This is a genomic window from Acinetobacter sp. 70_2 (assembly GCF_056736115.1).
Genome location: NZ_JBWZIP010000014.1, coordinates 75,631 through 90,165, shown reverse-complemented (window position 1 = coordinate 90,165; position 14,535 = coordinate 75,631). Strand labels below are relative to the sequence as shown.

General features: G+C 37.2%; 14 protein-coding genes and 1 tRNA gene. 8 read left to right on the top strand and 7 right to left on the bottom strand.

Annotated features, from left to right (window positions below; translation table 11 throughout):
- The first annotated feature begins 79 nt into the window (after positions 1 to 79).
- Entirely contained in the window at positions 80 to 697 is a 618-nt protein-coding gene (gene thrH, locus AC1PJ9_RS08195) for a bifunctional phosphoserine phosphatase/homoserine phosphotransferase ThrH (protein WP_002051289.1), read from the top strand.
- Positions 698 to 754: 57 nt separating this feature from the next.
- On the opposite strand, the gene AC1PJ9_RS08190 is transcribed toward thrH, so the two are convergent.
- Both AC1PJ9_RS08190 and AC1PJ9_RS08185 read right to left on the bottom strand, forming a co-directional pair.
- A complete protein-coding gene (locus tag AC1PJ9_RS08190; protein WP_263614489.1) occupies positions 755 to 2,254 on the bottom strand; it encodes an outer membrane protein transport protein in 1,500 nt (499 codons plus the stop codon).
- Positions 2,255 to 2,851: 597 nt separating this feature from the next.
- Complete coding sequence (locus AC1PJ9_RS08185) at positions 2,852 to 3,550, bottom strand: NAD(P)H-dependent oxidoreductase (protein WP_311086938.1); 699 nt, start codon at positions 3,548 to 3,550, stop codon at positions 2,852 to 2,854.
- Positions 3,551 to 3,707: 157 nt separating this feature from the next.
- On the opposite strand from AC1PJ9_RS08185, the gene AC1PJ9_RS08180 reads away from it, so the two are divergent.
- Entirely contained in the window at positions 3,708 to 4,742 is a 1,035-nt protein-coding gene (locus tag AC1PJ9_RS08180) for an AraC family transcriptional regulator (protein WP_311086939.1), read from the top strand.
- A 42-nt stretch (positions 4,743 to 4,784) separates the two neighbouring features.
- Here the strand turns inward: AC1PJ9_RS08180 and AC1PJ9_RS08175 are convergent, their stop codons facing one another.
- Both AC1PJ9_RS08175 and AC1PJ9_RS08170 read right to left on the bottom strand, forming a co-directional pair.
- Positions 4,785 to 5,777 (bottom strand): fatty acid desaturase family protein, encoded by a 993-nt coding sequence (locus AC1PJ9_RS08175; protein ID WP_311086940.1) that lies wholly within the window; start codon positions 5,775 to 5,777, stop codon positions 4,785 to 4,787.
- A 106-nt stretch (positions 5,778 to 5,883) separates the two neighbouring features.
- Positions 5,884 to 6,684: a PaaX family transcriptional regulator C-terminal domain-containing protein gene (locus tag AC1PJ9_RS08170; RefSeq protein ID WP_002051306.1), complete on the bottom strand. Its 801-nt coding sequence runs from the start codon at positions 6,682 to 6,684 to the stop codon at positions 5,884 to 5,886.
- Positions 6,685 to 7,030: 346 nt separating this feature from the next.
- Here AC1PJ9_RS08170 and AC1PJ9_RS08165 point away from each other — a divergent pair, with 346 nt between their 5' ends.
- From AC1PJ9_RS08165 to hchA, 4 genes are all read left to right on the top strand, one after another.
- Entirely contained in the window at positions 7,031 to 7,849 is an 819-nt protein-coding gene (locus AC1PJ9_RS08165; protein WP_017393864.1) for an undecaprenyl-diphosphate phosphatase, read from the top strand.
- Positions 7,850 to 8,005: 156 nt separating this feature from the next.
- Complete coding sequence (locus tag AC1PJ9_RS08160; RefSeq protein WP_311086941.1) at positions 8,006 to 8,899, top strand: AraC family transcriptional regulator N-terminal domain-containing protein; 894 nt, start codon at positions 8,006 to 8,008, stop codon at positions 8,897 to 8,899.
- Between the two features lie 46 nt (positions 8,900 to 8,945).
- Positions 8,946 to 9,944 (top strand): NAD(P)H-quinone oxidoreductase, encoded by a 999-nt coding sequence (locus tag AC1PJ9_RS08155; protein WP_068936381.1) that lies wholly within the window; start codon positions 8,946 to 8,948, stop codon positions 9,942 to 9,944.
- A 201-nt stretch (positions 9,945 to 10,145) separates the two neighbouring features.
- Positions 10,146 to 11,021, top strand: coding sequence for a glyoxalase III HchA (hchA, locus tag AC1PJ9_RS08150; RefSeq protein WP_311086942.1), 876 nt, complete (start codon positions 10,146 to 10,148; stop codon positions 11,019 to 11,021).
- A 13-nt stretch (positions 11,022 to 11,034) separates the two neighbouring features.
- Here hchA and AC1PJ9_RS08145 read toward each other — a convergent pair.
- Positions 11,035 to 11,107: transfer RNA gene (locus AC1PJ9_RS08145), tRNA-Arg, on the bottom strand.
- 312 nt (positions 11,108 to 11,419) lie between these two features.
- Between AC1PJ9_RS08145 and AC1PJ9_RS08140 the strand changes: the two genes are divergently transcribed.
- Entirely contained in the window at positions 11,420 to 11,674 is a 255-nt protein-coding gene (locus tag AC1PJ9_RS08140; protein WP_311086943.1) for a TIGR03643 family protein, read from the top strand.
- Between the two features lie 85 nt (positions 11,675 to 11,759).
- Here the strand turns inward: AC1PJ9_RS08140 and AC1PJ9_RS08135 are convergent, their stop codons facing one another.
- Together AC1PJ9_RS08135 and AC1PJ9_RS08130 are read right to left on the bottom strand one after the other, a co-directional pair.
- Complete coding sequence (locus AC1PJ9_RS08135; RefSeq protein WP_077162469.1) at positions 11,760 to 11,900, bottom strand: DUF2256 domain-containing protein; 141 nt, start codon at positions 11,898 to 11,900, stop codon at positions 11,760 to 11,762.
- Positions 11,901 to 11,904: 4 nt separating this feature from the next.
- Positions 11,905 to 13,428 (bottom strand): cryptochrome/photolyase family protein, encoded by a 1,524-nt coding sequence (locus AC1PJ9_RS08130; RefSeq protein WP_311086944.1) that lies wholly within the window; start codon positions 13,426 to 13,428, stop codon positions 11,905 to 11,907.
- A gap of 288 nt (positions 13,429 to 13,716) precedes the next feature.
- On the opposite strand from AC1PJ9_RS08130, the gene nudC reads away from it, so the two are divergent.
- Positions 13,717 to 14,496 (top strand): NAD(+) diphosphatase, encoded by a 780-nt coding sequence (gene nudC, locus AC1PJ9_RS08125; protein ID WP_311086945.1) that lies wholly within the window; start codon positions 13,717 to 13,719, stop codon positions 14,494 to 14,496.
- Positions 14,497 to 14,535 lie beyond the last annotated feature (39 nt).

Sequence of the window (14,535 nt, the reverse complement as noted above, 5' to 3'; positions counted from 1 at the left end):
TGATTTGATCAATAACAACGCAAATCTGAAAATCTTAATGGTATGATACAGCAATTTTTAACCAACGTTGGAAGCATTCATGGAAATCGTATGCCTAGATCTTGAAGGGGTTTTAGTTCCTGAAATCTGGATCAATTTCGCAAAAAAAACAGGGATTAAAGAACTAGAAGCAACAACTCGTGATATTCCAGATTATGATGTTTTAATGACTCAGCGTCTGAATATTTTAAAACAACACGGTTTAGGCCTAAACGACATTCAAGAAGTCATTGCCGAGATGGGACCGCTACCAGGCGCCAAAGAGTTTGTTGAATGGGTGAGCAATCATTTCCAACTGGTGATTTTGTCCGATACTTTCTATGAGTTTGCTCATCCTTTGATGAAGCAATTAGGTTGGCCAACAATTTTCTGTCACAAATTAGAGACTGACGAAAATGGCATGATTACGGCCTATAAACTACGCCAACCAGATCAAAAACGTGAATCGGTTAAAGCACTTCACGGTTTAAATTTCCGTGTAATTGCTGCTGGTGACTCTTATAACGATACAACGATGCTCGGTGAAGCTGATCATGGCTTCTTGTTTGATGCACCTGCAAATGTCATAGCTGAGTTTCCACAGTTCCCAGCAATTAATGGCTATGATGCGTTGAAAGAAGCAATCCGTTCAGTTTCGCAGCGTAATATTCCCGCTTAAGAATAGACAATAAAAAAGGCGTTTTAAACGCCTTTTTTATATGAATGAGTTTGAAACTTAGAATTTATAGCCAAGTTTTAAACCATACGCGATCGCGTTGTTGTCAGAGAACTCTGCAACATATTGATCGCTACCAGCTTGGGCACCAGTTTGTGCTTTAGCATCACCTAACCAGAAGTATTTCACACCACCAGCAATAAATGTTTGTGGAGTAGGGCTATATTGAACACCTACACCTACGTTCCAGTAACCTTCTGTTGGGCCTAATGTAGTTACAGGGTTACCTGCGCCAGAATCCCAACCTACAGAGACATTACCTGCCCATTTATCGTTAAGTTTACGGCCTACACCAGCATTCACTGTCCATTGATCGTCTGAATATTCAACTAAGTTAAAACCATTTGGACGACCAACGAGAGGACCAACAACTTGTGAAAGTTGGCCAAATTTGTATGGTTGAATCGCGAAATCTTTCCAGTTCACCCAACGTACGTTAGCAAATGCAACAGTATTTGCCATGATACCTGTTTGGAAATCAAAGTTTACTGATTGAGGTGTCGTGATTGTTGTATCAGCTGAACTATTCGCAATTGCAGCAGCAGCTGCATCTTGTCCTAAAAGTGATAAAGCTGGAAGAGTAGGGATTTTTTCGCGAATATTTACGTCATGATCAATTTCAGAACGATAAGTTAAAGAAGCTTTAAGTGCAATTTCAGGAATTTGATATGCAACACCAGCTAACCAACCCGCTCCACCTGTTTCTTTAATGTCGGCATCATAACCGTTATAAATACTATAAGCTTGCCCGCGTAAACTTACATTTCCTTTGATCGTTTGATAAACACCACCCGCGTAGATATTCCAGTTTTGAGTTGGTTGGAAACCAAACACAAAAGATAAGTTTTGAGTATCAACTTTAACTTTTGTATTACCAGTTCCAAGCAAACCGTTGACTCGCTTTAAACCTGCATCTACTTGTGCTGCAACGCCTTGTTTTACACCAGCATCAATAACTGCTTTAGTCGTTGGGTCGTTATTGTAGGCATTTAGCGTTGCTGCAAATTGTGCTTGACCTGCTGGAGTAGATAAATTAACCCCTTGTGCTTGAAGAGCTGCGCCAACACGTTGATTTGCTGTTAAATTATTAAAAGTTGTATTAATAGTATTTGTACGGATAGTATCTAATGCTGCTGGAGCTAAAATAGTATTAGACGGGTCAGAAACAAAGACATTCTGACCACTGTACTCAGCATCCGCTCCAAATGGTTGGTCGTAAAGTAAACCAAAAGAAAACTTATCGTTGAGTTGTAATTTTAGTGCGGCATTTGGGAAATAATAATCATTACCCATATCGTCAATATTACGACGTGTTGCACTTACCCCAGCTTCTTTACCCTCTACAGTTGGATCTAAAATAGTGATACCTGCTTCGAAGTAGTTATTCGGTTGTAAAAATGCGGACATCGATTGTCCAGAGCGATCCAAAGCTGCCGCAAAAACCCCAGTTGCAGGCAGCGTTGCTAAAATCATTGCAGTGCTCAGATGTTTTAATTTCATTTTAATCTTTCCTTGAACTTCAAGACATTTTTTTAAAAGTAACAGAGTTAAACCGTTTAAACTGTGTTGCTTTCAAAGCTTTTAATTACAAGTTTCAAAGCTTTGATAACTCCATGTAACAAAAATAGCATAATTACACTAAGAGTAAATCTGTTATATGAACTGAAGAGTACTCATTTTTTATACAAAAAAAGTCAATAAAGGATGAAAGATGAAGGAATATTTACATTAATAAACCAATTTAAATAACTGATATTTATATTTTTTATCTATTAGTAATAAGCTTTGTTTTTATGACATTTTTGTCATAAATTCGAAAAAAATGGTCAAAGATTTTTTTGTAAAAATATGAATTGATTGGTTATGAATTGAGTATTAGTTATCATTTTTACTGGATAAGTCTAGTTTCTTTACATGTGTATATTATTGATTAAGTTTTATATTCTTAACTGCCAAGTGAAAATTGAGCAAATTTTTTGACCGTTTGATCAATTTTTAGGGTGGTTTAATGACTACTTCTAATCTTCTATAACTTAAAGAATAACCAAAAATGAAAAATAGGTCTGGTTATTCTACTTTTAGAGCTAAAACATAGCATTAAAAGGGATATAACTTTTCATCAAATTCTTCAAGTTTGGGAAACTTTAAAGGTTCGAGCTGGTCGAGGTGAGTAAGGTACGTTATATAGTCCTCAAGAATGGTTTCTCGTGCTTCTTGGCTAATATAAGGTACATGATAGGCAATGAATGGTGGAAGAACTTCAAAGCCAGTATAAGCTAAGGTACCGCGTTGAATAGGTGATAGATAATGCTCTATTGGTCCGTGAATAGAGTTCTCGCCAAACATATGCATTCTACCGCCCAGTGTTAAACAGAGCATTGCTTTTTTACCCGCCATACCGCCATGGTTATAAAAGCGCTTTCCGCCATAAAAAAGTCCTGAAACGAATACGCGATCAATCCATCCTTTTAAAATGGCTGGGACAGAGGTCCAGTAAAGAGGAAAGTTTAAAATGATCAAATCTGCTCGTTTTACCTTTTCAATTTCCGCTTGAATATCAGATGCTAAAAGGTTTTGCTTGATGGCATTACGTTGTTCTAATGCGTAGTTGAAATAGTCGGGCTGATTGAGCTCTAAAAAATCCTCTTTAGAAGCTACAGGGTTGAACTGCATTGCATACAAGTCAGAAACTTCTACATGATGACCCAACTTTTTAAAGGTTTGTTGAGCTGTCGTTTTCAGCGATGTTGTAAAAGACTGTGGCTCTGGATGAGCATGAACAATTAGGATATTCATAAGGTGACCTGTCTTCTTTTCAGAAATTGTGCTGTGTAGCGTGATTCAGTGGATTCCGCTTTGAACAACTATGCATCAATTTAAAAACGTGGCATAGTTCATGAACTGACAGTTTTTACCATTTGACGCTACAATTATGATTGCTAATGGATCACGCATGAATCCAGAATTACCCGGAACTTATATTAATTTATTAGTTGATATGGTTAAGCGCTGGAATATCTCGGGTGATCAGCTTTTAGATGGAAGTGGCATAACATTAGAACAATTAACTAAACCCTATTGGTATGTTGAATTTAATGCTTTAAACAAACTTCTTGAACATGCTATTGAGCTCACTCATGAGCCAGCATTAGCGGGTTATTTGGCTTTGGAAATGAAAGCATCTTGTTATGGTTCGGTGGGTATGGCGGCCATGGTCTGTGCAAATTTAGAAGAAGCCCTAAAAACACTTGAACAATTTATTGGATCACGTTGTGATGCATTTAAGCCAGAGTTAAAACAAGAACAAGATAATATTTACTGGTCTATACGCCAGCCTTTGAAAGCTTTTCAGTTGAGACCAAATGCTACTATTTTTTTGTTATTAGGTTTTGTTCAAATTGCGAAGCATCTAACAGGATTATCTTCTTTAGGTACCGTTAAGTTAAATATGTCTGAACCCGTCAGTTTTTCAAAACTAAAAGCCGAATTGGGTGTAAATTGTTCATTTAATGAAAAACAGAATGTCTGGATTTTTCCAAAAGAATATTTATCGCAGTCTATCCTAACAGCCGACCCGATGCTTGCACCTTTACTAAAAGCACAGTGTAAAAAAGATATCGATAAATTGAAGTTACGCAGCGGATGGAAAGCAGAAATTAGCCACGTAATTAAAAAATTATTGATGAATAGTCAGGGGGAAATGTTAAAAGTTAAGCAAGTCGCTCAGATGATGAATATGTCAGAGCGGAGCCTACAGCGTTATTTGGCAACTGAGAATACAAGTTTTTCAGCATTAGTTGATTTAACTCGAAAAGAACATGCGCATAATCTTTTAGAAAATAGTGCAATATCAATTGAAGCTGTGGCCTTAAGTTTAGGTTATGCAGATACATCCCATTTCACTCGCGCTTTTAAACGCTGGATGGGAGTGACACCGAAGTATTATCAAACTCAGTTAAAACTAAAAAATTTAGATATACGTGAATAATCAAGAAGACCACAAATTTGAAAGTGGTCTTCTAAATAAGCATTAAGTTGATGATTCTTGTTTTGATGAAAGTGAATGAATCACTTCAAAATAGCTAGGCGGGACTGGAACATGACCTCGTTCTCTTAAAACTTTGTGCATACGCGGTAATTTAAAATATGGCACTGAAGCCATTAAATGATGTTCCATATGGTAGTTTACGTGGATTGGTGCAACAAAACTTCTCGCGATCCACCCAGCTTTGGTTGTTCGAGTATTGGTTAAAGCAGTATTACTGGTTTGCATTCCAGCATGTTCTGCCATAGAGCGAATACGTAAAAAAAGTGGAAATGGGGTTAAGTAAGCTAGAGGCCATAACCAATAAAAACGTTGTTGACCAAATGCTTTTAGAACACCATAAAGTGCCAGATTGGTTGCAATAGCGCCTGTACTGTTTTTTGCAATACTCTTTGCATAGTCCGTGAAATTTTTATGACTGCGGTCTAACCAGATTTGGTCATTGGCAACAGTCCATTTCATGACATCCAGATCCATTAAAACTCGACCTAAGCTAAACTTTAAGCCAGTCATACCTGTTAAGTCGCGTAAGAATTTACGAGTTAGAGATTTTTTACTGACAGGAAAACCAGCAACTAAAGAAAGATCTGGGTCATCTGGAGTAGATGTTTTTGCATGGTGACGAACATGGTGTACACGATATTTTTGAAGATCATTCCAGATGGGGCGGGCGCATAGCCATTCACCGACGAAATCATTTATTTTCTTATTTTTGAATAGACTTTTGTGAGACGCGTCGTGCATTAGAATTGCGAGACATAACTGACGACCCGCCAAGATTGCTAAGGCAAGCATACATGCTAATAATTTACCCCAACTCGGTAAGTAGTCCCACATCATGATTAAGCTGGCGAATGTTCCACCAATAACAGCCCATGTACTGGCAACTGCCCAAGCACCATAGACATCTGAAGGTTCTGTAAGCTCTTGTATTTCTTCTCTGCTAAATAGATCCGTAACACTCACCTGTGTATTCATTTTTATTCTCCCAAATTAGAGTTTGGTATCTATACCTTATATTACAAATATAATCATAAAAATTTAAAAAATGAAATATTTGTTTGTAAAAAAATAAATCAGATGACTATAGGTTTAATTCTTGTTCATATATTTTTTTCCAAAGTTTTTGGCCAATCGCGTCTAGCTGCTGTACATCCTGAGCAAATTGATTACGCGCAGACTCACTTACAAATGGTGCTGGTAATAGGGGATCATTCATGAGTAAAGCAATCGTTTCCCTACCTAAAAGAAGGGCTTTAACGGCTGCATCATTTAAGGAGAGGTGAGTATAGTTTTCAAGCCAGTGTGTGATATCTCGGCTATACATTTCATAATTTTTTTCGAGTTGTTTTGTATCCCATAAAGAAAAAATTTGCTTAAGCGTTGATGGCTCGAAATGCTGAATAATACAAATTTTTGCTTCTTTCTCTAGTCCAGCCAAAACAAGTTCTTCACATGTTTTTTCAAAACTATAAGCTAAATTGTCTGGACGGATGTAAATACCCGTTTCTAATTCTTTAAAACCAAATTGACGCAGCACACGTTCACGTTTTTTAAGAGCAGTTCGGTCTATACGGCCCAGTGTGCCTGTAAATACCGCAAGATAATGTTGCTGCCATTCTTTAGTTTGTTTAATACCATTTTTACGATTGAGAATTACTTTTGCCCAATCTTTCGTAGAAGGTGAAAGTTGATAGATTCCCCGTTCTACGCTTTCGATCATTCCTTCATTTAACAAACGAGTTGTCGCAACTCGAATACCGTTTTCACTTAAGTTAAACAGTTTGGCTGCCACCAAAATTTGTTTAATCGTAAGCTGCGGGTAAGCAGAGGAAAGAAAGAGATCGATAATCAGATGACGTGCGTTGATTTTAGTATTTTTCATTTTGTTTAAATTTTAAATATAAATGACATATGCTTGAAATAATATCATGTTTGTTTGATGTTTTAAGATGGTTTTTCTTGGCTTGCTTGAGCATAAGAGCTTTTATTTATAACTAGAAGACGATTTGTTTTTGATTAGATTTTATCTTTTTACGATAGTTAACCTAAGTTTGTCATAATGATGTGATACATTATTGCACTTTAAATAATCGGCCTTTAATTAAAGGCAATAACCAAAATGCTAGAAATGATCTGATATTGAACATGAATTAGGCCAAAGTGTTGGTTTATCCATGATATAAAACAAATTTTTAGACCTTTCTAGTGATTAACTTTTTGAGCAAGTGATGGAAAATTTTGAAGTTATAAAAGCACTATTTCTAGGGTTTGTTGAAGGTTTAACTGAATTTTTACCAATTTCCAGTACTGGCCATTTGATTTTATTTGGTCATATTATCGATTTCCATTCAGATGGTGGTCGTGTATTCGAAGTAGTGATCCAGTTAGGTGCTATTTTGGCAGTGTGCTGGTTATATCGACAAAAAATTATTAACTTGATTAAAGGCTTCTTTAGTGGCGATGTAGAGTCGCGTCATTTCGCTTTTAGTGTATTAATTGCTTTTTTCCCAGCAGTGATTATTGGTGTTTTAGCCGTCGATTTTATTAAAAGCGTTTTGTTTAGCCCAATTGTGGTTGCGATTGCCCTCATTGTCGGTGCACTCATTATTTTCTGGGTTGAATCTAAACAGTTTGAGCATAAAACATTAGATGCGACAAAAATCACTTTTAAACAGGCACTTTTAGTCGGCCTTGCTCAATGTGTTGCGATGATTCCAGGAACTTCTCGTTCAGGTGCGACAATTGTAGGCGGGATGTTTGCAGGTTTATCACGTAAAGCTGCAACAGAGTTTTCGTTCTTCCTTGCAATGCCGACCATGTTAGGTGCTGCTACATTTGACTTAATTAAAAATGCTGATGTGTTGACCTCAGACAACATGATTAATATTGGTGTTGGTTTCGTTGCAGCATTTATTGCAGCTTTATTTGTAGTAAAGGCACTCGTACTTTTTGTTGAACGTCACACTCTACGTGTATTTGCTTGGTATCGTATTGTGCTCGGTGTCATTATTTTGATTGCAGCAATGTTCTTTAACTTATCTGCTTAATAGTCAGACTAAGTGAAAAAACCTAGATCTTCTAGGTTTTTTTATGCCTAAAAATAGCTTTAACTTGCTTGTTTATACAAGGTACTACCAAGAAACTCTTTTTCCTTTTAGTTTGATTGATATAGTAAATCTTAAATAACCCGTAAAAATAAAGCGATGCAACAGAATGATTTGATGAAAAGTTTGGTAGAGGCTTTTTTATATTTAGCTCCTCAAGAAGGGCTATACCCCACTTATATTTCAAATATCACCCTTATGAGGGTTGATCATTCCACACAGCCTGTCGCTGTATTACAAGAGCCTTCAATTGTTTTAGTCATACAGGGCGTAAAGCGTGGACATATCGGAAAAGAAACTTTTCAGTTTCAACAAGGCCAGTGTTTACTTATCTCGATTGCTATTCCTTTTGATTGCGATACGTTGGTTGAAAATGAACCGATGCTGGCAATTGCGATTAAGTTTGAAGCACAAATGATGGCTGATTTAGCCACTAAAATGGATAAAGAGCAGCAGTCATCCATAGATGAGCTTGAAAAAAGAGATATAAAGCTCAGTTGTGGTTTAAATATTATAGATATGAACGCGGCAATATCTGAGGTTGCTTTACGCTTATTGAATTTACTTCGTTCTAAACAAGATACCGCGATATTGGGAGAGCAGATAAAACGAGAGCTTATTTATAGGGTTTTACAGGCCGGTAGTCGTGATTTAATCGAAAATCTTTCGGCTATGATAAGTCGAAATAGTGTGATTTATACAATTTGTGAAATTATTCAAAGAGATTACTATCATAATTTAACGGTTCAGGAACTTGCTAAACAAGCAGGAATGAGTGTCTCTCTTTTTCATCAAGCGTTTAAGAAAGTCACCAACTATTCTCCATTACAGTACATCAAAATTACTCGATTACATAAGGCACGTGATTTAATCTTAAATAATCAAATGGGTGTTGCGGAAGCTGCCTATCAGGTAGGGTATGCAAGTGCCTCACAGTTTAGTCGAGAGTTCAAACGGCTGTTTGGAGTTCCACCTAAATCTTCAATGAATTAAAGTAAATCAATACATTTAAAATATAAACCAAACATGGAGCATATCAATGAGTCTTCCAACAACTATGAAAATTGTTGAAATTACGGTTCCCGGCGGACCTGAGGTCTTAAAACTTCAAGATTCAGATGTTCCAGTTCCTCAAGCAGATGAAGTGTTAATTGAGGTAAAAGCTGCTGGAATTAACCGCCCAGACGTATTGCAACGTATGGGCTTATACCCAATGCCAAAAGGTGTTACGCAAATTCCGGGACTGGAAGTCGCTGGGGTGGTAGTTGCTGTAGGTGAACAGGTGCAACAGTTCAAAGTTGGAGACAAGGTTTGCGCTTTAACCAATGGTGGCGGGTATGCAGAGTATTGTGCTGTCACTGCAACTCAAGTATTGCCAATACCTGAAAATCTAACATTTACTCAAGCTGCTGCGATTCCGGAAACATTCTTTACAGTTTGGGCAAACCTGTTTGATATCGGCTGTTTAAAAGAAAACGAAACAGCACTGATTCATGGTGGTGCAAGTGGTATTGGGACCACAGCTTTAGCGATTTGCCATGCTTTAGGGATTAAAACTTTTGCTACAGTTGGAAGTGAAGATAAAGTTGCAGCACTCTCTAACTTAACGACTGCAATTAACTATAAAACCCAAGATTTTGAGCAAGAAATTTTAAAACACACCCAAGACCAAGGTGTTGATGTGATTTTGGATATTGTGGGTGGTTCGTATTTCTCGAAAAACTTAAATCTATTAAAACGCGATGGCCGACTTGTGATTATTGGTTTTATGGGCGGTCGAATTGCAAAAGAATTTGATTTACAAAAACTGATTTTAAAACGTGCAACCATTACTGGCTCAACTATGCGAGCACGTAATAGCCAAGAAAAAGCCCAGATTGCTCAGTCATTACATGAACATGTGTGGCCGTTATTAGCGCAAGGCAAGTGCTTACCGCAAATCTATAAAACCTATGATTTTTCAGATGTACAAAGTGCCCATGCATGTATGGAACAAGGTGACCATATTGGAAAGATCGTTTTAGAAATTAATACTTAATTTAATCTGTGATAGTTTAGGTGAACAACAGGTTTGCCTAAACTGAAATTTATAATTATTAATTGTGCCTATTTCTATATAAAAATTGCCAAATTCTATTGGCGTGTTGCACCAGTTTCTTGATCTAAATATACATGTACTAAGAAATAATAACTGGCTTAAAGCTGTTATTTCGTTCTTCAATTCTAAAGGATGGTAACAATGAATACCCCAGCATCAAATGATAAAAATCCGACTCCAGATTTGGCAGAAGATAATGCATTCTTCCCATCACCATACTCACTGAGCCAATATACTTCGCCTAAAACAGATTACGACGGTACGACTTACCCAACGCCGTATACAGGTAATAAAAAGGTCTTAATGATTGCAACCGATGAGCGTTATATACAGATGCAAAACGGTAAGTTCTTTTCTACAGGAAACCATCCAGTAGAAATGCTTTTGCCAATGTTTCATTTAGATAATGCGGGTTTTGAAATTGATGTTGCGACACTTTCAGGTAATCCAGCCAAGCTTGAAATGTGGGCAATGCCAAAGCAAGATCAGGTGGTATTAGATACTTTTCATAAATATGCAGATAAATTAAAAAATCCGCTAAAACTTGCCGATATTTTAGAAAATGCAGTGGGGGAAAACTCACCATACGCAGCTGTATTTATTCCGGGTGGGCATGGTGTTTTAGCTAAGATTCCACATAGCTTGGATGTCAAAAAAGTTCTTAAATGGGCAGTTGAACAAGACAAATTTATTATTACTTTATGTCATGGTCCAGCTTCGTTATTGGCTGCGGCAGTAGATGAACAGCCTGAGAATTATATTTTTAAAGATTATCAAATTTGTGTATTCCCTGATTCATTAGATAAGGGGGCAAATATTGATATCGGTTATATGCCAGGAGCTTTACCATGGCTAGTCGGTGAGAACCTTGAAAAACTCGGTGTGAAGATTTTGAACACTGGCATTACAGGACAATGTCATAGAGATCGTAAATTATTAACAGGCGATAGTCCGCTTGCTTCTAATAATTTAGGAAAACTTGCAGCTGAAACGTTGCTGGCTGAAGTGAAGGATTAAGTGATTCAATATGTGCGCCCTGCGGGACTCGAACCCACGTCGGTCGCTTAGGAGGCAACTGCTCTATCCAGTTAAGCTAAGGGCGCATAATTTTATGATTATAAACAAAAAAGCTATTGCCAAGGCAATGGCTTTTTTCATGTTTTAGGTATTAAAAATTTTGTCATAGTGGTTAATAAAAAGTTAAACCACTCAAAGGTTTTAGAACTGTTTATGTCTTATATAAAAAATAGAGTTTATAAAGCAAAAAATCACAAAAAATTCATGTTTGCCTTTCTATGATCTGAAGCAAAACACGAAAACATTCAAGGCAAGCAATCGGGTAAGTGAAGCTATTTCAGAAAGGTTGTTTGTTAAAGAATCAGATTTGGTTACAGCATAATTTAAAAGGGCATAACATGAAAAAAATTAATGAACAGGACTTATCTAGAATTATTGAAATGGCATGGGAAGATCGAACCCCATTTGAAGCAATTGAGCGAGAATATGGCTTAAGTGAAAGTGAAGTTATTCGTTTAATGAGATACAACTTAAAATCGAGCAGTTTTAAACTCTGGCGCAAACGTATGGCAGGGCGTAAAACCAAGCATCAACAATTACGTTCACCAGACGTTGAACGAGCTTACTGTTCTCGTCAGTATAAATATGCTTAAGACTATCAAATATAATCAATTGAAAGACAACTGATTCAACAATGAAGAGTAGTGTTGAATCAGTGAAAACAATCGCGTGAAATATTTACTTATTTGAGCGGGCTTGTCGTTTACATCTTTCAGAGCAATATTTTACTTCTTCCCAGCAACGCTCCCATTTCTTTCGCCAGTCAAAAGGGCGTTGACAATAGACACATATTTTCTGGGGTAGATGCTGTTTTTTCATGATCTTAAAGCTCATCAAGTTGATGAATAAGTAACTTTGCATGCTGTATGACAGAAGCTTTATCTTTCATACGATCAAGGTTTTTGTAGACCATAGCCATTCTGGGATTTTGACGAAATATGGCCTCATGCTGGCTCATAAAATACCAATACAAGCTGTTAAATGGACAACTGTCTGGTTCAGTTTTTGTTTTGACGTTATATGTACAGTGCTGACAATAATTTGACATTTTATGTATGTAATTACCTGATGCAGCATAGGGTTTACTTGCCATAATGCCACCATCTGCATACATGGCCATGCCTAATGTATTCGGTAACTCGACCCATTCATAAGCATCTACATAGACAGCTAAATACCATTCGCAAATTTCTGATGGGTTTACACCTGCTAAAAGCGCAAAGTTGCCTGTAATCATTAAACGCTGAATATGGTGAGCATAGCCATGTTCAAAGGTATTTCTGAAACACTCGGCCATACATGCCATTTTGGTATTACCCGTCCAGTAATATTGTGGCAGCGGCGTGCTGGCATGAAGGGTATTTTGATCGCTATAGTTAGGCATAGACAACCAATAGATTCCACGCACATATTCCCGCCATCCTAAAATCTGACGAATAAATCCTTCTACTGCATTTAAGGGAGCCTGTCCGTTGTAATAAGCTGTTTGGGCAGCGTCGCACACTTCTTGTGGCAATAACAATCCACAATTTAAATAAGGCGAGAGCAGGCTATGAAACATAAAGTCTGAACCATAAACCATAGCATCTTGATAATCGCCAAAGTGGGGCAAGCTGTTAGAAATAAAATGGTCTAAAGCAAGTAAGGCATTTTGACGGGTTGTTGCCCATTGAAAGGAATTGAGATTGCCGATATGTTGAGAAAATTCTTTCTTGACCAGTTGAATAACATCTATATCAATTTGATCATTCTCAAAGGTTAATTTTGGTGGCAAAGGTGGATTGCCTGACCACGCTTTTCGATTGGCTTGATCAAAGTTCCATTGCCCGCCTACGGGTTGTTGGTCATGCATTAAATAGTGAGTTTGCTTGCGCATTTCTCGGTAAAAGTATTCCATCCTTAGCGTTTTATATTTGTTTGCCCATTGCTTGAATTGTTCTACGCTACAAAAGAAGCGATCATCTTCTAAACAAATAACAGGTAGTTTTAGTGAGTTAGCCCATGAAGTATCGATTTCATGCTGTAAGCGATACTTACCACATTGGGTAATGATGAGAGTATTTGCCGAGAAGTGTTGCTGCTGCAAAGCAATAAAGTCAACTAACTTTTTTATATGACTTTCGCGCTTAAATGTGTGATAACGGATTTTCCAGCCCTGTGCTTTTAATTCTTTTGCAAAGTGCCGCATTGCACTAAAAATCAGCGCTATTTTTTGTGGATGATGAGCAACATAAGATGTTTCCTCAAGTACTTCAGCCATCAAAATAATGTCTTCATTCTGGTTTAAATACTTGAGCGTTGCGAGTTGGTGATTTAATTGATCACCCAGAATTAAACCAAATCGCATATTTTTGCTTCATGAGATGGAACTAAAACTAGTCTAAATTTTCAGAGATCAATTTTATGTGAAGCAGTGCTTCTAAGTTCATCACTGGTCAGTTAGCTATAAAGTCATAGATATAACTTAAAAGCATAGCATGCGTGAATAAAATGTGATTTTAATCAAAAAGATACAAATTAAATAAATTGAAGGTGTTTGCCAATATGCGTAAGATTTTTGAAAAATATGTTTTAAGTCTGATCCTTTTGAAGAAGCTATAGAGGTCGTCGAAAGGTTCTTCACTCGAGTATATAAATGGATACCAACAACCTTCCTATTGCTTATATTTTTCAGCAGCAACAACTTTTGGTTGATGCGAATTTTAATTTGCCTTGCCTTAAACAGCAGGAACATGATTTACATATACAAGCAGACCCTCAAGTAATAGCAAGAGATTTCCAAGAAGGTGAACCTATACCAAATGGATATCAGTTCATACCTATTCGCCAACTCTTGCAGTATTGGACTAAACCGCAGTTTGAAGAGGCGAGTCGTGCTTTTCAGTTACTAGAGTGGCGTCGTAATCATCAGTTTTGTAGCCGTTGCGGACATAAAACCCAGCAGCATAAGACTGAATATTCTATGACTTGTCCTGCATGTAATTTTAGTCAATATCCTAGAGTTACCCCTTGTGTGATTACTATTATTACACGTGGAGAGAACGAGATTTTGCTGGCTAAAAATGCCAGAAATACGAGCCAGATGTACAGTTTAATCGCTGGCTTTGTAGAGGTAGGGGAAACCTTAGAAGATGCTGTTCGACGTGAAACATTAGAAGAGGTTGGATTACACATTAAGAATATTCAGTATTTGGCGAGTCAACCATGGCCATTTCCGAGTAACTTAATGTTGGCCTTTAAAGCCGAATATGAAGCGGGCGAAATTGAAATTCAGGAGAAAGAGCTCAGTGATGCTCAGTTTTTCAAATTTGATGAATTACCCGAAATACCATTTAAAGGTAGTATTGCGCATGCAATGATTATGTACGTTATTCATGGCACACCTGTTGCTGATGATACGAAACAGTGGCTCTAAACAGATATCACTATAAAACTTTAATCTTACCGTCTTACA

Coding starts and splice junctions, on each gene's coding strand:
- AC1PJ9_RS08165 (WP_017393864.1), top strand. CDS start 7,031: ATGGAAAATTTTGAAGTTATAAAAGCACTATTTCTAGGGTTTGTTGAA.
- thrH (WP_002051289.1), top strand. CDS start 80: ATGGAAATCGTATGCCTAGATCTTGAAGGGGTTTTAGTTCCTGAAATC.
- AC1PJ9_RS08140 (WP_311086943.1), top strand. CDS start 11,420: ATGAAAAAAATTAATGAACAGGACTTATCTAGAATTATTGAAATGGCA.
- AC1PJ9_RS08175 (WP_311086940.1), bottom strand. CDS start 5,777: ATGAATACACAGGTGAGTGTTACGGATCTATTTAGCAGAGAAGAAATA.
- hchA (WP_311086942.1), top strand. CDS start 10,146: ATGAATACCCCAGCATCAAATGATAAAAATCCGACTCCAGATTTGGCA.
- AC1PJ9_RS08180 (WP_311086939.1), top strand. CDS start 3,708: ATGAATCCAGAATTACCCGGAACTTATATTAATTTATTAGTTGATATG.
- AC1PJ9_RS08155 (WP_068936381.1), top strand. CDS start 8,946: ATGAGTCTTCCAACAACTATGAAAATTGTTGAAATTACGGTTCCCGGC.
- AC1PJ9_RS08185 (WP_311086938.1), bottom strand. CDS start 3,550: ATGAATATCCTAATTGTTCATGCTCATCCAGAGCCACAGTCTTTTACA.
- AC1PJ9_RS08135 (WP_077162469.1), bottom strand. CDS start 11,900: ATGAAAAAACAGCATCTACCCCAGAAAATATGTGTCTATTGTCAACGC.
- AC1PJ9_RS08190 (WP_263614489.1), bottom strand. CDS start 2,254: ATGAAATTAAAACATCTGAGCACTGCAATGATTTTAGCAACGCTGCCT.
- nudC (WP_311086945.1), top strand. CDS start 13,717: ATGGATACCAACAACCTTCCTATTGCTTATATTTTTCAGCAGCAACAA.
- AC1PJ9_RS08160 (WP_311086941.1), top strand. CDS start 8,006: ATGCAACAGAATGATTTGATGAAAAGTTTGGTAGAGGCTTTTTTATAT.
- AC1PJ9_RS08170 (WP_002051306.1), bottom strand. CDS start 6,684: ATGAAAAATACTAAAATCAACGCACGTCATCTGATTATCGATCTCTTT.
- AC1PJ9_RS08130 (WP_311086944.1), bottom strand. CDS start 13,428: ATGCGATTTGGTTTAATTCTGGGTGATCAATTAAATCACCAACTCGCA.